Below are 19,277 nucleotides of genomic sequence, written 5' to 3'. Positions count from 1 at the left end.
TCCTCCTGCCCGGCGGCGGGAGGACCCCACGGCCTCCGTGACGTCCGGCCGGTTACCGCGGTTCGGGAGGCGTGGGCGTTCGGGAAGCGCGGGTGCTCAGGAGCCGTGGACGCTCAGCGGTCATGGGCGCTCAGGAACCGTGGGCGCCGCCCGCGATCTCCATCAGACGGGCGAGGACCTTGCCGCCGGAGACCCTGACACCGTCGTGCTCCCACTCGTTGGTCACCCAGGTCCGCACGTTGCCCACCGCCTTCGCGGTGCGCATGGACAGGCCCTGATCGACGTACATGTCGTCGTAGTAGACGGCGGCGGTCACCGGAACCCGGTTGGCGGCCAGCCGGGCGGGATCGTAGAGGGCGGGCCAGTCCGAGACGGTGGCGAGGATCTCGGCGGCGCCCTTGAAGGGGCGGAGCGCGGCGATCTCGTCGAACATCCACGGATAGATCATCTCTCCGGTGGGCAGCGTCGGCCCGGCGTCCTCGCGGAACTCCTCGGGCAGCAGCCGGTGCGCGGCCCAGCCGGTGGCGGCGCCCTGGGCGTAGATCGACTCGTGCAGGACCGCGTAGAGCGGGTTGCCGACGAAGCCGGTGGCCATCATGACCTCGTACAGGAACAGGTCGGAGAGCCTGCCGCCGCTCCAGGCCTCCTCCAGCACCCAGTGCAGGTATTCGGCCCCGTCGCTCATGCCCAGGCACATGCCGAGGGTCTGCAGGCGGCGTACGGTCAGCACGTCGCCGTCGGGGAGGAGGACCTCGCGAAGACGCAGGTGGGCCGCGATCGCGTCCAGGCGCTCAGAGTCGTGCGGGTAGCGGGCGAAGTAGCGGTTCACCTTGTCGCGGACGCGCGGGTAGGTGCGGGAGTAGACGTCGTCGGCGGTGGCGTCGAGCCCGACCAGGCCACCGGTCAGGTAGCAGGCCGCCAGGCCCTCGGGAGCCCGGGAGAGGTAGGTCAGCGTGATGAAACCGCCGTAGCTCTGACCGAGGGTCTCCCACGGCCGGTCACCGGAGAGCTCGCGCCGGATCAGCTCGGCGTCGGCCACGATCGAGTCGGCCCGGAAGTGCGCGAGGCGGGCGGCGAGCTCGGCGTCCGTGCCGCGTACGGTCCTCGCGGTGATGGGGGTGCTGCGGCCGGTCCCCCGCTGGTCGAGCAGCAGGACCCTGTGGGTCTTCAGCGCGTGCCCCAGCCACCCGTCGGCGGAGGCCGGGCGAGGTGACTTGCCTCCGGGACCGCCCTGCAGAAAAAGCAGCCACGGCAGATCCTCCCCCCGTCGTTCCGGAGCCACCGCCTCACGGGCGAAGACCTCGATCGTCTCGCCACCGGGGTCGGCGTGGTCGAGGGGAACGGTGAACACGTGGTCGGTGAGCGCCACACCGGGCAGAAGGACAGTCACCCACGGAAATTTATCGGACCCGTGCGCCCGTTCTCGCCTTCGCATGCCGCCCGGGGCACGGCTTCACCGCGCCGGTTCAGGCGGGCGCGTGCCCCGCAGGGGCCGGAGCCGGGGGTGCGACGCGGCCCGCCGGGCGCACCGCGTGGCTGCGCAGCAGGAAGTCCTCGACGACCAGGGTGGCCGCGCCCAGGGCGACCGCCTCGGCGCCGAGCCTTCCCAGCTCGATCGACGTCTGCGAGAAGGGCAGCGGCAGGGCGTACCGGGAGGCCGCGGCGCGGATCTCGGGGAGGAACCGCTGCCCGAGAAGGGACCCGGCCCAGCCACCGAGGATGACGCGCTCGGGGTTGAGGAGGTTGATGAGGTTGGCCAGGCCGGCCCCCAGGGAGCCGATGGCCTCCTCCAGCGCGGGCCGCGCGAGCGGGTCGGTGAGGAGCTCGGCGAAGACGCTCTCCTCGTCGTCACCTCCCAGGTCCCTGCCCGCGCCGGCGAGTATCGCCTCGGCCCCGACGTAGGCCTCCAGGCAGCCCTGGCCGCCGCATCGGCAGGGACGCCCGTCAAGAACGATCTTGGTGTGTCCCCACTCGCCGGCGCCGTTCGCCGTTCCCCGGTAGGTGACGCCGCCGTTGACCACGCTCGCCCCGGCCCCCGTGCCGATGAAGGCCATGACCAGGTGCTGGGCACCCTTGCCCGCGCCGAACCAGAGCTCGGCCTGGCCCGTCGTCTTGACCCCGTTGTCGGCGAAGACCGGCAGCGGGGTGCCCTCGCGGATGAGCGCGCCCAGGGGAACGCCGTCCCAGCCGAACGCGCGGGCGTGGATGAGCAGGTCAGAACCCTGCTCTGCGACGCCGGGGACACCGAGGCCCATGCCCAGCACCTCGGACTCGCCGGCTCCGGCGTCGGACAGGACCGCCTCAAGACCGTCGAGGACGTGGCGGGCCACCACCGCCGGCTCGTGGTGGCTCGGGTCGAGGGCGAACTCCTTTTTCGCCCGCCCCTCCAGCGCCAGGTCGTACAGCTCCACGCGGACGCGGGTCTCCCCGACACCCACCCCGACCACGTATCCGTACGAGGGATCCACCCTGAGCATGATCCGCGGCCGCCCGCCGTCCGAGTCGACGGAGCCCGTCTCCACCACGATGCCGTCCGCGATGAGGTCGCCGATCACGTTGCTGACCGTGGCCGCGCTGAGCCCGGTCAACCGGGCGAGATCGTGCCTGCTCAACTCGCCTGCGAAGTACAGCGTCCACAGGACCACGGACCGGTTGCCCTTGCGCACGTCACGAAGGGTCCCCCGCTGTGGACGGCTCATACTTCTCCCCCGGGGAATTAATTTCAGATGTTAGTACAACTATTCTAGTCACTGCCGGTACAGGCTTTCCCGCTACGCCCACCCGTCCTGGAACGGTCCGCTGGCCTCGCGTACGGGGCGGGTTTCCCAGGCCGCGTCACGCATCACCGTTCCCGGCGATCCCTCGGCCGAGAACGTCCGCGACTCCCTTTTCAGGACTCGCATGACTCATTAATCTCATATGCCACTAAATCGGTTACCGGGCATTATTCCAATGTCACCCTCCGCCAAAGTTGACCAATCGTGACAACCAACCGCAGGGGTGAGACCGTCGAACAAGTCGACGGCACTCGGAAGGGGACGGGATGGTTCCGGGATACCGCGAGATTCGGGAACTCGGCATCGGCGGAGGCGGACGCGTGGTGCTGGCCACGTACGCCCCCACCGGCGCCTACGTTGCCATCAAATACCTCAACACGACCCTCAAGGACGATCATCGCTTCCTGGCGCGCTTTCGCGCGGAGGCGCGCGTCATGGTGGAGTTGCAGGACCCGAACGTGGTCCAGCTCTACGAGTACTACGAGGACGTCCTCGAAGCCGCGATCGTGATGGAACTGGTCGACGGGGTCGCGCTCAGGCGGATCCTGTCCGAGCACGGCAGCACGAGCCCGGAGGCGGCGCTGGCCGTGCTCAAGGGCTCGCTGCTCGGCCTGGCCTTCGCGCACGCCGCCGGGATCGTGCACCGCGACTACAAGCCGGAGAACGTGCTGATCCAGGCCGACGGCGGCAGCAAGCTGGCCGACTTCGGCATCGCGGCCCACGTCGGGGAGGCGGGGGTGACCGCCGGCACCCCCGCCTACATGGCCCCCGAGCAGTGGGAGGGGGCGCCGGCGAGCGCGGCGAGCGACGTCTACGCGGCCACGTGCGTCTTCTTCGAGTGCCTCACGGGCCACAGGCCGTACGCGGCCGATCACCGCGTCGTGATGATGCATCGGCACCGGCACGCGCCGATCCCGGCGGAGGAGGTGCCGGCGTCGGTACGCGGGCTGGTCACGCGAGGTCTGGCCAAGAACCCGGCGGACCGGCCGCGAAGCGCGCGGGCGTTCCTGGAGGAGCTGGAGACGTCCGCGCGGGCGGCGTACGGACCGGACTGGGAGCAGCGCGGGCGGCGGCACCTCGCCGAGCTCGCCACGCTGCTGGCGCTGGCGTTCCCGCTGGCCAAGCCCACGCCGAAGGCCGGCTCCTCGGTCGCCCAGACGGTGCTCGGCCGGGTGGGGCGGGCGCGCCGCCCCCGGCTGGGCCCCCGGACCCTCGCCGGGCTGGGAGTGATCACCGTCGCGATGACCGCCGGTGTGATCGCGGCCAACCGGCCGCAGGACCGGCTCTCCGCGGACACGATCTTCACCCCGCCGCCCAGCTCCGCGATCATCCAGGAGACCCCCGCGCAGCGGCGGCAGAGCCGGGTGTCGGCGCCGCCGGATCCCTCCCCGGGGCCTGAGGCCCCCTCGCGAAGCGCCGCCGTCAAAAAGCCCGTCTCCCCCTCGGGCGGCGCGAACCCCGGCCAGGCCACCTCGCCCCCCTCACGGGTCCCGTCCCCCACGCGGACGGTGATCGTCCCGCCCTCCTCACCGCCCACACCTCCCACACCGACCGGTTCGCAGCCGCCACCCCCGCCGCCCACGCCCACCCCCACACGCCCGCCCACGCCCGCCCCCGAGCCCACGGGAACGGGGACACCGGGGCCCGCGCACACGGTGAGCGGCCTGAAGGTCGTGGGAATCGACGCGCACGGGACCACGGTCGGCTTCCGCGCCTCCACGACCGGGAACGTCGCGGTGACCGTCACCTTCGCCGAGGGACCCGACCGTGACCGGCTCGTCCGGGCGGCCTCGCGCACCTCCGTGATCGGCGGGCTGAAGACCTACTCCCACACCGTCCCGCACGCCTTCACCGTCCCCGCCTGCGGGCAGACCCTCTACCGCCGCGTCACGGTCTCCACCGCGCCCCGTTCCACGGGCGGGACGTCCAGCCGCACGGAGAGGGTCCACGGTGAGCCGTGCGCGCCACCCGCCGTCTCGATCACCTCCTTCGACGGCACCACGGTCAGGTTCCGCGTGAGGACCCCCACCACCTCGACGGTGATCGTGCGGCTCGGATTCGCCCAGAGAGTCGGGGACACCCGTGAGACCCTGACCGGCGGCGCACGGGAGCTGGAGCTGTCCGGCGACACCGAGTACGAGCGGGAGGTGACCGGGGAGTTCCCTGACCTGCCCGGGTGCGGGGGGTATGTCACCCGGCTGGTGACGATCAGCACCGTTCCCGAAGGGGAAACATCCTCCCGGACGGCCAGGATCGACCTGCCCCCCTGCCCTCCCGGTCCGGGCACGGACCAGGAGCCGGATGCGGGCGCGACCCCGAGCCCGCGAGAGCCGCGGGACTCCGAGGGGCCCACGGGGAGCGAGCCGGGCCTGGTGGACCTCGACCTGGACCTCGACCTGAGCGGCATCCTGTGAGGCTCCCCGCTCAGGTTCGCGCCACCAGCCCCAAAGTAGCTCTGTGTAATCATTGCTACTGTTCGTGTTCTCAGAAATGACCAGTTCTGCGAGAACTGGTGACTCCCCGACGTATGTCCGGTTTGTCCTTGATCTTCGTTCTCAGAACCTCTCGCAAAACCGCAGCCGAAGCCGGAGCCGGAGCCGGCGAGCAGGATGTGCCGTCCCGAGGCGCGCAGTTGCTCGGCGAACGGTTCGGGGTTCTTGCTCAACTGGGGGCGGGTGAGGGTCTGGCGGCCCAGTTCGTAGTCGACGACCAGCCAGGAGGTGGTGCCGTCGGCCGAGCGACCCGGTGGATGGGGCCCTGGGCGCGCAGCGCGGCGTAGCGGGCATGAGCGTCGGCCTTGAAGTCGGCGGTGCCGACCAGGGTGAGATCATCGTCGTGAATCGTCATGACCGGAATGTTCGGTGCGATGGCACGTCAGCGGCCAGAGCAGGCACACGTCAATCACTGGTCATTTCCGTGCAGTTCGCGTTCCCACAACTGCTGGGCGATCAGGTTGGTGCCGCGCGCCAGGTGGCGGCGGTAGGTGCTCAGGGAGACGGCCAGGCGTTCGGCGCTGGCCTCCTGGGTGGGGGCGGCGTGCAGGTACGCGGTGGCCGGTGCGCGGTGGAACTTGGCGGTGCGCGCGTCGCCGGCCAGGGCGCCGAGCGCGGTGGTCAGCAGATGCCGCAGCCGGTCGGCGCGCTCGCCTGCCCCCGCTTCGGCGAGGAGCCGGGTGCGGATCAGCGGGTTGGCGGCCAGCCGGTCGGGCAGGCGCAGGTCGTGCAGCGCCTGGGTAACGGCGAGGTCGTGCTCGTGCTGCTGGGCGGCCACACCGGCGGCGAGCAGCATATTTCTCGCCTCCTGCTCGCCCAAGTTGCCCAACGGGAGCACGCGCAGTGCCTGTGCCCAGCCGGCGTCGTCGCTCCAGCGGCGGGCCGGAGGGTTGCGTCCGGCGATGACGGTGAGCGCCGTCGCGGGCAGGCGCGGCAGGAACGTGCCGCTCAGCCAGCCTTCGAGTCCCTGGCAGCGTTCGAAGTCGTCGACGAGCAGGACCACGGTGGGGTCGTTGAGCGCGGCGGCGGCCGCGGATGAGAAGGCTGAGGGGGAGGCGGGCAGATCGCGGCCGTCGATGGCGATCACGTGGCGGCCGGCGCGGCGTGCCTCGTCGGCGTAGCGGCGCAGCAGGCTGGTCTTGCCGACGCCGCCAGGCCCGTGGACGAACAAAACTGCGGCCGGGCCGCCGGCCAGGGCGTCACGGAAGGCGGCCAGGTGTGTCGCGCGACCGGTGAAGGTGGCTGTCCGGGCCGCGTTCAGGCGGTCGACGAGCCGGGCCATCGGCGTGAACGCATCTGGCATGATGCGGGCTACTCCGCTGGCCGGATAGCCAGCGTGCCCAGCAGGGCCAGGGCCTGGGCGGAGGGCGAGTCCGGCTCGGCCGGGTGGGCGACGAGCCGCAGGCCGGGCCCGCTGGCAATAGGGAAGATTTCGGTGCGCAGATGCAGGTCGCCCACGTCGGGGTGGTGAAAGTGGCTGCCGGGCGTGAGCGCGCCGCGCGGCTCGGGGGCGGCCCACAACTGGCGGAAGTCGTGGCTGGCGATCGCCAGCTCACCGACGAGTTCACGCAGGTGGTGCTCGTCCGGGCTCTGACGGGCCGCATGACGAAGGTCGTGGACGGCGGCCCGGGCGGTGCCGGTCCAGTCGCGGAAGAACTGCCGTCCCGCCGGGTCGAGGAAGATCATGCGCAGCAGGTTGTCCCCGAGGACGAAACGGTTGTGCAGCACGGCCGCCAGCGGGTTGCAGGCCAGCACGTCGAAGGACCAGCCCAGGACGTACGCCGGGGCCACCGTCCAGTCGTGCAGCAGGGCCAGCACCTCGGGCGCGACGCGCTCGACGCGGCCGGGCCGGCGGCGGGCGACGGTGGGCCGGGCCAGCCGGTACAGCTCTGCCCGGGCGTGCTCGTCCAGGCGCAGCGCCCGGGCCAGGCTTTCCACCGTCTGCCGGGTGGGGCGCTCGCGGCCCTGTTCGAGCCGGGCGTAGTAGCCGGGGCTGAGGCCGGCCAGGTGGGCGACCTCGTCGCGGCGCAGGCCCTTCACTTGACGGCGGCCGTCCGGGGGCAGCCCGGCCTGCTCGGGTCGCACGAGCGCACGGCGCTCTGTCAGAAACCTCCCCAGCGGGTCGTTGCGCTCACTGTCCATGACATCCGAGGTTAGGCAAACGCGGGTGCGGCTGCCTGGGTGTGTTACTCCCAGGTTGGCTGATCGCAACCGCGCCCCCACCCGCCGTGCAGCAGGTGGGTACGGGCCAGCTGGACGGCGACGCGGGTGCCGGCGAGGCGGTCGACGGCCTCCTCATACAGCTTGCCCGGGGTGTCGCTGAGCAGGGCGCGGCAGAGGGCCAGCACGCCGAGCGCCCAGCCGGTGCCGGCCACCTCGGTCAGCTCGGCGAGCTCGTCCAGGGCGGGCCGGGCCAGTTCGGGCGGCCGACTGGTTTCCCCGCTCGAGGGAAGGTGACCATCACCTTCTGATGGTTCCGCACGTTGAAAGGACGGACATGACAGCCCGCACGAGCCCGCTCGGTACGGTCATGCAGGCCGCGCCGGTCAAGAGCCCGATCAAGGCCACAGCCGGGGAGACAGCGTGACCGGGACCCCGCTGGGCGACTTCCTGCGCGCCCGCCGCGAAGCGCTCAAACCGCAAGACGTCGGCCTGCCGGAGTACGGCCGCCGCCGGGTCAAGGGCCTGCGCCGCGAGGAGGTGGCGATGCTGGCCGGCATGAGCAGCGACTACTACGTGCGGCTGGAGCAGGGCCGCGAGTCCAGCCCCTCCCCACAGGTCGTCGACGCGGTCGCGCGGGCGCTGCGCCTGGATGCGCCCGCCACCGAACACCTGTGGCGGCTGGTCCAGCCGCCGGAGGCACGGACCTGGCGGGGCGCGCAGGACACCACCGTCAGCCCGCAACTGCTGCAGCTGATGGACGGCTGGTCCTCCTCGCCGGCCTTCGCGCTCGGCCCCGCGCTGGACATCCTGGCCTGCAACCCCATGGCCGCCGCCCTGCACGAGGGCTTCCACCCGCCCGACAACCTGGCCCGCATGGTGTTCGCCGCCCCTGCCGGACGGGAGTTCTACCAGGAGTGGGAGCGGGCGGCGCACTCGTGCGTGGCGGAGATCCGCGCCGCCTACGGCCATGACCCCGACAATCCGCGCATCGCCGAGGTCGTGGCGGACCTGTCGGCCGCCAGTGACGAGTTCGCCGAGTTGTGGGGCCGCCACGACGTCAAGCCCAAGACCCAGGAGGGCAAACACCTGCGCCATCCGCACGTCGGTGACCTGCACATCCTGTTCTCGGCGTTCACCGTCAACGGGGCGCCGCACCAGCAGCTCGTCGTTTACCAGGCCGAGCCCGCCTCACCCACCGCTCAGGCGTTCGAACGGCTGCGCGCCCGCGCCGACGACGCGCTGTCCACGGCGCTGCAGGACGCCGACGAGGCGCTGACCGCGCGAGCCGGCTGACCCACCACGACACGACATCACACAACCATGCCGAGAGGCCGGGGCCATGCCCCGGCCTCTTCTCGTGTGTGCGGCCATTTCCCCGCCCGGCCCGGTTCCTAGGTATGGCACTCCCAGGAATTCCGCGACCTTCTTCCGCCTCGCTGAACTGAGCAAACTCTCAAATGTAAGCCAATCGCGACGAAAGCAAAGGACACCGTCATGGCCACCTGGTTCATCACCGGAGCATCCCGCGGGCTCGGCGCCGAGATCGCCCGCACCGCCCTCGCCCAGGGCGACGACGTCGTCATCGCGGTCCGCAATCCGGACCGCGTCCCGGACGACCTCGCCAAGGCCGGCAACGTGCTCACCGTCGCCCTCGACGTCACCGACAGTGCCGCCATCCCGGCCGCCGTGCGGGCCGCTGTGGACCGGTTCGGCCGGATCGACGTCCTGGTCAACAACGCCGGCCGGGGCCTGCTCGGCGCGCTGGAGGAGATCAGCGACGCCGAGGCGCGCTCCCTGTTCGACCTCAACGTCTTCGCCCTCATCGACATGACCCGCGCCGTCCTGCCCGTCATGCGCCGCCAGGGCTCCGGCAAGCTGGTGCACATCGGCTCGCGATCGGGCTTCGAGGGCGAGCCCGGGGTCAGCATGTACAGCGCTTCGAAGTTCGCGGTGGCGGGCGTCAGCGAGGCGCTGTCGAAGGAGCTGGCCCCGTTCGGCATCCAGTCGATGGTCGTCGAGCCGGGCGTGTTGCGCACCGACTTCCTGGACGCCACCTCCCTATCGGTCGCCGCCGCCCGCATCGACGCCTACGACGGCACCCCGGCCCACGTGACCCTCGACTGGGCCGGCACCGCTAACCACACCCAGCTCGGCGACCCGGTCAAGGGCGCGGCGCTGATCTACGAGGTCACCGCCCAGGACCGCCTGCCCACGCACCTGTACCTGGGCCCCGACACCCTGGAGCGGCTGCAGGTCAAGCTCGACCAGATCGAGCAGGACGTGGCCCCCTGGCGCGAAAAGTCCGCCGCCACCGCCCACGACGACGCCGCAGCCTGACCAACAGCCCGCCGCACCAGGCGAGCACGGCTCCACCTTCGCGAGGGAGTCTGCGAACGGCGCCGACCTCCGCCGGCGCCCTCCCTCCCCGCACGTCACCCGGCCTGCCCCTGACCGCGGGCACCCCGCACACGCACACGAAAGAGGCCTTTGCCATGTCTCCTGCTGCTCTGCTCACCGGAACCCCGCTGGCCGGCCGCGTGGCCGTCGTCTCGGGCGCCTCCAGCGGCATCGGCGCCGCCACCGCCCTGCGCCTGGCCGAACTCGGCGCGAGCGTGGCCATGCTGGCCCGGCGCAAGGACAAGCTGGAGGAGCTGACCGCGTCCATCAGCGCCGCCGGCGGCACCGCGATCGCCATCGCCGTCGACGTCACCGGCCGGGAAGCCGTCGCGAACGCCGCCGTGCAGGTCGCCGACCGGCTCGGCACCGCCGATCTGGTGGTCAACAACGCCGGCGTCCAGCTCATCTCGCCGATCACCGATTTGAAGCAGGACGACTGGCAGCGCCAGATCGACCTGAACATCACCGGTGTCATGAACGTCATCGGCGCCTTCCTGCCGCACCTGACCATCGCCGCCGAGGCCGGCCGCCACGCGGACTTGATCACCACCTCCTCGATCGCGGCCACCCGGATCCTGGAGAAGTTCTCCGTCTACTCCGGCACCAAGGCCTACATCAGCCACCTCACCCGGCTGCTGCGGGTCGAACTCGGACCCAAGAACATCCGGGTGGCCACCATCGAGCCCGGCATGGTCGACACCGAGCTGCCCAGCCACGTCACCGACCCCGACGCCAGCGCCCTCATGGAAGGGCTGCTCACCGAGATCGACCCGCTGCAGTCGGCGGACGTGGCCGAGACGGTGGCGTTCATCGCCGCCTCGCCCCGCCACGTGAACCTCACCGAGATCACCATCCTGCCCACCGCGCAGGCCGTCTGACCGGCCTCCTGCCCGGCTCCTCCGAGGAGCCGGGCCGGCCCGTCAAGGAGCACCCCATGAACCCTGCCGGATTCACGCCTTACCCGCTGGAGCAGGTGCACCGGCTCATCGAGCCCGGGCCCGTCCTGCTCGTGTCCACCTTCGACGGCCGGCGGGCCAACCTGATGACCAACGGCTTCAACATGCCCGTCTCCCACCAGCCGCCGCTCATCGCCCTCATCGTCGGCCCGTGGGACCACAGTCACACCGCCCTGCGCGAGAGCGGGCAGTGCGTCCTGGCGATCCCCTCCATCGACCTGGCCGCGCAGGTGGTCGACGCCGGCAACACCTCCGGCCGCGACATCGACAAGTGGAGTCGCTTCGGCTTCACGCCCGTACCCGCCGCCACCGTGAACGCGCCGCTGGTGGCCGAGTGCTTCGCCAACCTCGAATGCACGGTCGCCGACGACCGGCTCGCCGACGACCACCACCTGTGGATCCTCAAGGCCGAGCGGGCCTGGATCGACCCCGACCGGCGCGGCGCGGGCGAGTTCCACCACCGCGGCGACGGCACCTTCTCCGCCAACGCCGCCACCGTGGACCTGCGCCACCGCATGACCAAGTGGCAATACCTCACCCACGACTGACCTTTCTCACCTCTCGGAGGAAGCCTATGAACGCCACCCTGGAGCAGTTGCGCCGACCCGTTCCCAGCCGCCGCATCCTGCTCACCGGAGCCACCATCGTCACCATGGATCCGAAGCTGGGCGTCCTGCCCCGCGCCGACCTGCTCATCGAAGGCGACCGGATCGCCGCCGTCGGTGTGGACCTGCCAGCAGGCGACGCGCTCATCGTCGACGTCACCGGCGCCGTCCTGGCCCCGGCTTCGTCGACACCCACCGCCACGCTTGGGAGGCGCAACTGCGCCGCATCATGCCGGACGTCAACGACCTCGGCGAGTACGTCACCTCCACCCTGGCCGGCATCGCCCCCGCCTACCAGCCGCAGGACATGTACATCGGCACCCGCCTGGCCGCGCTGACCGCCATCGACAGCGGCATCACCACCATGCTCGACTTCTCCCACAACTCCCGCACCGCCGCCCACTCCGACGCCGCCATCCGAGCGCTGGCGGACACCGGCATCCGCGGCGTACACGCCTCCATGCGCCCCCACTTCGGCGACTGGGACGGCCAGTGGCCCGCCGATCTGCCCCGCCTGCACGACACCCACTTCGCCGGCAACCCCCTGCTCACCCTGCGCCTGGCCGCCCTGGCCACCGACGAGGTCGCCGGCCCCGACCTCGCCTACGGCGACCACCTCGCCCGCACCGCCCGCGACCTCGGCATCGGCGTCAGCATCGACGCCGTCTTCGGCCAGACCTCCTCCCAGGCCATCCTCGACTGGGCCAAGCAGGGCCTCCTCAGCCCGGACGTCTCCCTCATCCACTGCACCGGTCTGACCCCGCAAGCCTGGCAGGCGATGGCCGACACAGGCGCCAACGTCGCCCTCGCCCCCACCTCCGACGCCCAGATCGGCCTGGAAAGCGCAATCCCCGCCATCGACGAGGCACTCGCCGTCGGCATCCGCCCCGGTCTCAGCATCGACGTCGAAGTCGCCCTCGCCAGCGACATGTTCACCCAGATGCGCGTCCTGCACGCCATCCAGCGCATGCGCGCCGTCAGCACCTCCTACGGCACCAGCCACCAGCCCACCCGCATCGGCGTGCACGACGTGCTCGACTTCGCCACCCTGCAAGGCGCCAGGAGCATCGGCCTGGGTGACGTCACCGGCTCCCTCACCCCCGGCAAGCAGGCCGACGTGCTCGTCGTACGTGCCGAGGACCTCAACAACATGCCGCTCAACGACCCCATCGGCACCCTCGTCCTCGGCTCCGACGCCCGCAACATCGACGCCGTCCTCATCGCCGGACAGGTCCGCAAATGGGCCGGCAACGTCCTCGACGTCGACCTGGCAGCCCTGCGCGAAGACGTGCGCGCCTCCCGCGACTGCGTCCTGAACGCCTCCGGACACGCCGACCGCCGCGTCTGACCGGCCTGGCGTGTGCGGCCCTGGCGCTCATCGTGGCCGGCGGATGCGCACCACTGTGGCACCCACACGCCTCGCTGCCACGACCATCACCACCCCCGAGGGCCGCACCACCGATCAGGACGCCGTCGGCCAGAGCCGCCCGTTCGAAACGGTCACCATCGCCGCCCTGAACACGCCCTGGGCTCTCGCCTTCCTGCCCGACCGCCGTGTCGTGGTCACCGAGAAGGCCGGCAGGCTCCTCCTGCTCACCTCCGACGGGTCCGTCCAGCCGGTCGGAGGGGTCCCGCCCGTCTCCACCGGCGTCCAGATCGACCCTCACCTGGCCCGCCACGTAGTCCACGGCCGCCTTCGGGACGTCCTCGCGGCGGGGGAAACGGCCCTCCAGCTCGAAGAACTTGAGGATTACGGCGAATCCGAGACGGGTGGCGCCGCTCTTGTTCGCCAGCAATTCGACTTCGGCCTCATCCAAAGTCCAGCACTCGATGAGGTCTTCCAGCTGTCACTCTCTGCGCATCGGCAGGGATCCCTTCTCCCCCGATCGCACCGAAGATTCCCAAGCACCCTGCTCGGCACAGACATGGCTACGACCCGGTACTCCTCAGCCGTGACCACTACGTACTAAACCAGAAACATTACGCAGAGTCACTTTGGGGCTGGTGGCGCGAACCCGAGCGGGGAGCCTGTGAGGTGACCACACCCACGCCGCGTGGTGACCGACGGGCGAACCCATGGATTACGTCAAACGTATCCGGACATAAAGGGATTTAATCGATAAAACAGGCATGAGGGTTGATGGGAGAGGTGGCATCGGCCACCCCGAAGCGGTGGCAGGCGACGAGCCTGCCCCCCGAGGTGACCAGTTTCGTGGGGCGTCGGCATGAGATGGCCGAGGTCAAACGCCTGCTGTCCGGGGCACCCGTGGTGACCCTCACCGGTCCCGGCGGCGTCGGCAAGACCCGGCTGGCCCTGCGCGTCGCCGCCGACGTCCAGCGGGCGTTTCCCGACGGGGTGTGGCTGGTCGAGCTCGCCGGGCTGGAGAATCCCGAGCTGCTCGCCGCATCGCTGAACGAGGCCCTGGAGATCAGGGACGTCTCCCACCGGTCTCCCCTGGATGTGCTCGTCGACCACCTGCGGGAGAAGCGGGCGCTGCTGGTCATCGACAACTGCGAGCATCTCCTGCGACCCTGCGCCGTACTGGTGGGAGCCCTCGTACGCTCGGCCCCCTCACTGCGGGTCCTCGCCACCAGCAGGCAGGCGCTGGGCATCTCCGGCGAGCAGACGCTGGTCGTCCCCACGCTGCCGCTGCCACCGGACCCCGGCCTCCCCAGGCTGTCCACAGAGGTGCCGGCGCCGTCGGAGGCGGTACGTCTGTTCACCGAACGGGCCACCGCCGTCCTGCCGGATTTCACCCTCACCGAGGCCAACCGGTCCGCCGTGGAACAGATCTGCCGCCGTCTGGACGGCATCCCACTCGCGATCGAGCTGGCGGCGGTGCGGCTGCGCGCCCTCTCCCCCGAAGATCTGTTGTCCAGGCTGGACAACCGGTTCCGGCTGCTCACCGGCGGCTCACCCGCGGCGCTGCCCCGCCAGCAGACGCTGCGCGCGCTGATCGACTGGAGCTACGCCCTGTGCGGCGAGGAGGAGCAGCTGCTGTGGCAGCGCGCCTCGGTGTTCACCGACGGCCTGGACCTCGAAGCGGCCGAGGCGGTCTGCTCGGGGAACGGCATCGAGCGCGAGGACGTGGTCGACCTGGTGATCGAACTCGTGGGCAAGTCGATCCTGATCCGGGAGGACCCTCCTTCGGCCTCCACCGCGACCCGCTACCGGCTCCTGGAGACGATCAGGCAGTACGGGAGGGAGAGACTCGCGGCCTCGGGGCAGGAGGACGCGCTGCAGCGGCTGCACCGCGACCACTACCGGCGACTCGCGGCGGAGGCGTACGCGCAGCGGTTCGGCCCGCTGCAGGTGTTCTGGTTCGGCAGGCTGAAGCTCGACCACGCCAACCTGCGCACCGCCCTGGAGTACTGCCTCGCCGACCCCGGGGAGACCCCCGCCGCCCTGGAGATGGCCGCCGACCTGCTCTACCACTGGACCACCAGCCACTATCTCAAGGAGGGACGCCGCTGGATGGACCTGAGCCTGCTCAACGGCACGGGACCGGACGAGGTCCGGGGCCGCGCGCTGTGGTCCAACAGCTGGCTGGCGATCATCCAGGCCGATGTCGTCTCCGCCACGAGAATGCTGGAGGAGGCGAGGGAGATCGGGGAGCGTCCCGGATGCGAGCGGACCCTGGCCTACGTCGCGCTCTACTCGGGGATGATCGCCATGTTCCGTGGAGACGTCGATCGCGCGATCAGCCTGTACGAGGACGCGGCGGCGCGTCACCGCGCCGACGACGACCCGACCGGTCAGGCCCTGGCGCTCATTCGTCTCTGCCTCGCCCACTCCTTCCGGGGAGACTGGTCGATCGCCGTAGCCGCCGGCGAGGAGTGCATCGCGCTGTGCGACGCCCACGAGGAGGGCTGGCACCGGGCGTACGCGATGATGGCGCTCGGCTTCGGGGTCTGGTGCCAGGGCGACGCCCGGCGCGCCACCGAGCTGGAGAAGGAGAGCCTGAGATTCAACCGCTCGCTCGATGACCTTCTGGGCGTCGGCGTGAACCTGGAGGTGCTGGCCTGGATCGCCGCCGCGCAGGACGACCACCAGCGGGCCGCCAGGTTGCTGGGAATCCTGGAGCAGGTCTGGCAGGTGTTCGGAGCGCCACTGTCCGGTTTCGGGCACCTGAGGCGCTACCACGACGAGTGCGAGAAGCGTACGCGCGAGGCTCTCGGAAGGCAGTCCTTCGACACCATGCTCAGGCAGGGCTCGAAGATGCGGTGCGATAAGGCGATCGCCTTCGCCCTTGAGGAGAGCGCGCCCCGCGGCGAGCCCGCGGGCGAGGCCGAGGAGCCTTCGCCACTGACCCGCAGGGAGACGGAGATCGCCAGGCTCGTCGCCCAGGGACTGAGCAACAAGGAGATCGCGGCCTCGCTCACGATCGCGCAGCGCACCGCGGAAGGTCACATCGAGCACATCATGACCAAGCTCGGTTTCCACTCGCGGGCCCAGATCGCCGTATGGACCGGCGAGCACATCCTGAACGTGGACGGGGAGCGCCCGCCCGGCACCTGACGGACGGGACGGAGAGGCCGGGGAAGCCGGGACGCCGGAGCCGGCGAGTGCGATGATCTCGTCGGCTCCGGCGTCCTGCCGAGGCCGGGTCGGGGGACCCGGCTCCGGCATTCGGCCGAGGTCGAGTCGGGGGACTCGACCCCGGCCCTTCGGAGATGGTCTGTGTGGTCGGCTCCCGAAGGAGCCTCGCGGGAGGGTTTCCTCACCTGGCGTTCCCGGTGGCCTCGCGGTCAGGCCGCGAGCGCGTCCGCCGTCGTGAGCTCGAACCAGACGGCCTTGCCCTCGGAGGTGCGGGCACTGCCCCAGCAGCAGGCGAGAAGTTCGATCAGGTGAAGCCCTCGTCCCCGCTCCTCGTCGTCGCGTGCCCGGCACGCGCGGGGCAGGAAGGGGTCGGCGTCCTCGACCTCGCAGCGCAGCAGACCGTCCTGGAAGGAGAGGACGAGCCCGATGGCCCCCCACGAGTGGCGCAGCGCGTTGGTGACCAGCTCGCTGACGAGCAGCTCGGCGACCATGCTCTGCTCGTCCAGCCCCCAGTCCGCCAGGTGGGCGCGTGTCAGGTGGCGGGCACGGGGCACCGACGCCGGCTCGGGCGCGAAGGAGTACGACATCTCCTGGCCGTCCAGCTCTGCCTGCTCGTACGGCTTTTCGAGGAGTGGGTTCATTGTCCACCTCCCTGGTCGGCGGTTACCTCGATCGGATGCGGATCGCACGCGCGTCCCCCGCCGGAGACCATCGGCCGCCGCGGAACCACTCGTCCGCGTGGCGCGTTCGGTCCCGGCACGGCGGGCGCGCGGCGCGAGGTCATGCCGCCTGGCCCAGGGTGACCGGGTGGAGCGGGAGCGGCATGTCGTGGACGGGAGTGCTGCGGCCGTCAGGCATGAGCGCTCCGGTGTCCTCGAAGACCACCACACCGTTGCAGAGCAGACCCCACCCCTGCTCGGGGTGGAAGGCCACGAGCGACGCGGCTTCGTGGTCGGGTGCGCTGGCGAGTGGGCATCTCGGCTGGTGCTGACACATGGCTCGTACCTTTTTTAACCTTCTCTGACTGCTGTTGAGCCTTACCTGGTGTGACCAGCATCTCCCGAGACCACTACCTACATATCGGGAGAAATACCCACATGTCTACCCATTTCCCCCAAAGGCAAAGAAACCGGACATCGAGGCAAAGGGCGATCGACAAGATCAAATGGCGCGGCCACGGCGGTCCCGGCCCCGCTCACGACCTCCGGTAGATCCTTTTCATGGGCGCTTTACCACTGAAGATCACACAGAAGCGCTCTGACGTCGACTTTTGTCCGCCTATGTGACATTGATCGACTTGACGCGCCCTTTAGTCTGTCTTGACCTATCCTTGAGGGCGGGTAACCTCCCTCGTCACGGAAGACAACCGGCCAGTGGTGCCGCCACACGCGTCCCTCCTCACCCTCGGTGGGTTCGCGTGAACGCGCCGTCGCTCAACCTCGTCTGCCGGTAGCCAGGTCGCGAGGCGGAGCGACCATGCCCGCACGGCCACCGGGGGTCCCCCTGAAATCCTCTATGACACCTGAGATGCGCAAGTTCATCGAGCTGCTGGAGAGTCAGCTCGGCTACTCCGAGAAGAGCGGCGGCTACACCAAGTTCGGTGACTGGTACGGCAAGAACGTCGAGTTCGACGCCGACTACACCTCGGCCCCCTGGTGCGACATGTATCTGTCGTGGGCGGCGGAGAAGCTGGGCTACCAGGAGTGGATCGGCCAGTTCGCCTACACCGTCCACCACGCCCAGTGGTTCCGGCAGCAGGACGCCTGGGGCACCGTTCCCAAGCCGGGCGCCATCGTCTTCTTCGACTGGCGCGGCTCGGACAAGATCAGCCACATCGACCACGTGGGGATCGTCACCAGGGTCGAGGGAAACCGGATCCACACGATCGAGGGCAACATCGACGGCGGGGTCGCCAAGCGCAAGGAGCGCGACACCGGCAAGGTCGTCGGCTACGGGTATCCGGAGAAGATCAAGGCCCGGCTGGACCGGGAGGCCACCGAGAAGCAGACCATCGTCACGCCCGCCACGACCGGGGACAACGCCGTGGTGATCGGCCCCGGGCCCAACCTGATCGCGATGGTCCCCGCCCCCGCGCCGACGCGGGAGACCTCGGCCTCCACGAGGCCGGACAGGAATTCGGAGGGAGCGACGAGCAAGCCGACTCCCGGGCACACCGCCGCGACGGCGACGGGGAAGGCCGCTCCGGGCGGCGACGCCCACGCCGCGTCCGGAGGGAACCCCGCCGCGAACACCCAGCGGAGCGACCGGGCGACCACGAAGGCGCCCGGCAAAACCCAGGCGCCGGCCACCGGCCGTACCTCGCCGGGCAAGCACGCCAAGGCCTCCACCGCCGACACCAGCGCGCTCGCCGTCACCCCCACCGCCACCGCCCGCGACCTCGCCACGCCCGTCCCCGGTTTCGACACCCCCGCCGTGCTCGCCCCGGTCCTGCTCGCCGCGGCCGCGATCCTCGCGCACGGCAAGGCGAGGCAGTCGAGGGTACGGCTCCTCGCATCCGCCTCGGGGCGCGCCGCGGTGGCGGCCCCCACATCCTCGTCCCGCAGAACTCCGGGCCGCCGTCGTGCCCCGGGCCGCCGTCGCATGCCCAGAAACGCCTCCGCCCGCGATCTCTCGTACACGCCGCCCCCGGTCGGCACCCCGGAGAACACGCTCGTCTCCCGCGATCCCCTGTACGCGCCGATCCCGGCCGACGCCTCGGAGAACACGCCCATCGCCCCCGATCTCGGGGACCCGTTCTTCCCCTCCCGCAGGGCCACGAGTCCCAGGGAGATCGTTCCCGAGAGCACGTTCGCCCCGGCCGCCGCCGCCGGGTTCCCCTCGGTCACGACCTCCGTCGCCCACGTCGAGGAGCCCTCAGGGCGCCCTGCCGCGCTCTCCCCCGTACCGCGCCCTCGCGACGACCGCCCCCGGGCCCCCTACCGGGGCAGGCGTCGCCTGCAGGAGCAGGCCGTGGCGGAGTCGTCGACCTGGGTCCAGGATTCCCCGCCGCGCGGGCGTCGCCACCGCCGGGCCGACCCCGTCGTCACCACCGTCCCGGCCCCCCCGACGCGCCCCGCCCGTCCTGTCCGCCCCATCGCCCCCACCCGGTCCACCACGTCCGCCCGCCCGGTCCCCGGACCGAGAACGGCCGTTCCGGTCTCGACGGTACGGACCGGCCGGGGTGAACCCGCCATCCCGGCGGCCTCCGCCACGCTCCTCGCGGAGCCGGGCGACATCCTGGTCCACAGCGGCTATCGGGGACGGCGCCGGGCGAAGACACCGGTCTAGGCGACGTCGTCGAAGTGACGGCCGAGTCTCGTGGCGCCCCGTCACCCGGCCGTCCCACC

Annotated in this window: 18 protein-coding genes and 2 pseudogenes; 10 read left to right on the top strand and 10 right to left on the bottom strand. The window is 70.9% G+C overall.

Going from position 1 to position 19,277, the window contains the following annotated elements; genetic code table 11:
• Window positions 1–130 precede the first annotated feature (130 nt).
• The 3 genes from ACIBH4_RS35090 to ACIBH4_RS35080 all read right to left on the bottom strand — a co-directional run bounded on the left by ACIBH4_RS35090 (window position 131) and on the right by ACIBH4_RS35080 (window position 2,903).
• Window positions 131–1,390, bottom strand: coding sequence for an alpha/beta fold hydrolase (locus tag ACIBH4_RS35090; RefSeq protein WP_362501062.1), 1,260 nt, complete (start codon window positions 1,388–1,390; stop codon window positions 131–133).
• 76 nt (window positions 1,391–1,466) lie between these two features.
• A complete protein-coding gene (locus ACIBH4_RS35085) occupies window positions 1,467–2,699 on the bottom strand; it encodes an ROK family transcriptional regulator (protein WP_362501060.1) in 1,233 nt (410 codons plus the stop codon).
• A 72-nt stretch (window positions 2,700–2,771) separates the two neighbouring features.
• Complete coding sequence (locus tag ACIBH4_RS35080; protein ID WP_362501058.1) at window positions 2,772–2,903, bottom strand: hypothetical protein; 132 nt, start codon at window positions 2,901–2,903, stop codon at window positions 2,772–2,774.
• Between the two features lie 140 nt (window positions 2,904–3,043).
• Between ACIBH4_RS35080 and ACIBH4_RS35075 the strand changes: the two genes are divergently transcribed.
• Complete coding sequence (locus ACIBH4_RS35075) at window positions 3,044–5,191, top strand: protein kinase (protein WP_362763912.1); 2,148 nt, start codon at window positions 3,044–3,046, stop codon at window positions 5,189–5,191.
• A gap of 247 nt (window positions 5,192–5,438) precedes the next feature.
• On the opposite strand, the gene ACIBH4_RS35070 is transcribed toward ACIBH4_RS35075, so the two are convergent.
• The 4 genes from ACIBH4_RS35070 to ACIBH4_RS35055 are packed head-to-tail and all read right to left on the bottom strand — an operon-like array spanning window position 5,439 to window position 7,617.
• Window positions 5,439–5,624 carry a hypothetical protein gene (locus tag ACIBH4_RS35070; protein WP_362763909.1) on the bottom strand — a complete coding sequence of 62 codons (186 nt, stop codon included), beginning with the start codon at window positions 5,622–5,624 and terminating at the stop codon, window positions 5,439–5,441.
• 54 nt (window positions 5,625–5,678) lie between these two features.
• Window positions 5,679–6,572, bottom strand: coding sequence for an AAA family ATPase (locus ACIBH4_RS35065; protein ID WP_362763906.1), 894 nt, complete (start codon window positions 6,570–6,572; stop codon window positions 5,679–5,681).
• 8 nt (window positions 6,573–6,580) lie between these two features.
• On the bottom strand, window positions 6,581–7,411 hold the full coding sequence (locus ACIBH4_RS35060; RefSeq protein ID WP_362763903.1) for a helix-turn-helix transcriptional regulator: 831 nt from the start codon (window positions 7,409–7,411) through the stop codon (window positions 6,581–6,583).
• Between the two features lie 44 nt (window positions 7,412–7,455).
• Window positions 7,456–7,617, bottom strand: coding sequence for a hypothetical protein (locus ACIBH4_RS35055; RefSeq protein WP_362763900.1), 162 nt, complete (start codon window positions 7,615–7,617; stop codon window positions 7,456–7,458).
• A gap of 235 nt (window positions 7,618–7,852) precedes the next feature.
• On the opposite strand from ACIBH4_RS35055, the gene ACIBH4_RS35050 reads away from it, so the two are divergent.
• From ACIBH4_RS35050 to ACIBH4_RS35020, 7 genes and pseudogenes are all read left to right on the top strand, one after another.
• Entirely contained in the window at window positions 7,853–8,725 is an 873-nt protein-coding gene (locus ACIBH4_RS35050; protein ID WP_362763897.1) for a helix-turn-helix transcriptional regulator, read from the top strand.
• 201 nt (window positions 8,726–8,926) lie between these two features.
• Window positions 8,927–9,769 (top strand): SDR family NAD(P)-dependent oxidoreductase, encoded by an 843-nt coding sequence (locus ACIBH4_RS35045; protein ID WP_362763895.1) that lies wholly within the window; start codon window positions 8,927–8,929, stop codon window positions 9,767–9,769.
• A 155-nt stretch (window positions 9,770–9,924) separates the two neighbouring features.
• Window positions 9,925–10,707 carry an SDR family oxidoreductase gene (locus tag ACIBH4_RS35040; protein ID WP_362763892.1) on the top strand — a complete coding sequence of 261 codons (783 nt, stop codon included), beginning with the start codon at window positions 9,925–9,927 and terminating at the stop codon, window positions 10,705–10,707.
• A gap of 56 nt (window positions 10,708–10,763) precedes the next feature.
• The gene (locus ACIBH4_RS35035; RefSeq protein WP_362763889.1) at window positions 10,764–11,333 is read left to right on the top strand and encodes a flavin reductase family protein; all 570 of its coding nucleotides are present in this window, start codon (window positions 10,764–10,766) and stop codon (window positions 11,331–11,333) included.
• A 26-nt stretch (window positions 11,334–11,359) separates the two neighbouring features.
• Entirely contained in the window at window positions 11,360–11,728 is a 369-nt protein-coding gene (locus tag ACIBH4_RS35030) for a hypothetical protein (protein WP_362763886.1), read from the top strand.
• Window positions 11,620–12,738 (top strand): amidohydrolase family protein, encoded by a 1,119-nt coding sequence (locus ACIBH4_RS35025; protein WP_362763883.1) that lies wholly within the window; start codon window positions 11,620–11,622, stop codon window positions 12,736–12,738. Before ACIBH4_RS35030 ends, ACIBH4_RS35025 begins: the two co-directional genes overlap by 109 nt.
• 43 nt (window positions 12,739–12,781) lie before the next feature.
• Window positions 12,782–13,033, top strand: a pseudogene (locus ACIBH4_RS35020) (PQQ-dependent sugar dehydrogenase); the annotation flags it as partial.
• 69 nt (window positions 13,034–13,102) lie between these two features.
• Here ACIBH4_RS35020 and ACIBH4_RS35015 read toward each other — a convergent pair.
• Window positions 13,103–13,186: pseudogene (locus ACIBH4_RS35015) on the bottom strand (hypothetical protein); the annotation flags it as partial.
• A gap of 344 nt (window positions 13,187–13,530) precedes the next feature.
• Between ACIBH4_RS35015 and ACIBH4_RS35010 the strand changes: the two are divergent.
• Window positions 13,531–15,909: a LuxR C-terminal-related transcriptional regulator gene (locus tag ACIBH4_RS35010; RefSeq protein WP_362763880.1), complete on the top strand. Its 2,379-nt coding sequence runs from the start codon at window positions 13,531–13,533 to the stop codon at window positions 15,907–15,909.
• Window positions 15,910–16,139: 230 nt separating this feature from the next.
• On the opposite strand, the gene ACIBH4_RS35005 is transcribed toward ACIBH4_RS35010, so the two are convergent.
• Window positions 16,140–16,571: an ATP-binding protein gene (locus tag ACIBH4_RS35005; protein WP_362501052.1), complete on the bottom strand. Its 432-nt coding sequence runs from the start codon at window positions 16,569–16,571 to the stop codon at window positions 16,140–16,142.
• 139 nt (window positions 16,572–16,710) lie between these two features.
• On the bottom strand, window positions 16,711–16,926 hold the full coding sequence (locus tag ACIBH4_RS35000; RefSeq protein WP_362501050.1) for a DUF5999 family protein: 216 nt from the start codon (window positions 16,924–16,926) through the stop codon (window positions 16,711–16,713).
• A gap of 531 nt (window positions 16,927–17,457) precedes the next feature.
• Here ACIBH4_RS35000 and ACIBH4_RS34995 point away from each other — a divergent pair.
• Complete coding sequence (locus ACIBH4_RS34995) at window positions 17,458–19,218, top strand: CHAP domain-containing protein (protein ID WP_362763877.1); 1,761 nt, start codon at window positions 17,458–17,460, stop codon at window positions 19,216–19,218.
• Window positions 19,219–19,277: the final 59 nt, after the last annotated feature.

Origin of the sequence: Streptosporangium sp. NPDC050284 (assembly GCF_044459525.1) — a bacterium.
In the GTDB taxonomy this organism is placed as follows: Bacteria; Actinomycetota; Actinomycetes; order Streptosporangiales; family Streptosporangiaceae; genus Streptosporangium.
The sequence above is the reverse complement of the archived record's forward strand: the minus strand, read 5'-3'. Positions and strand labels throughout refer to the sequence as shown.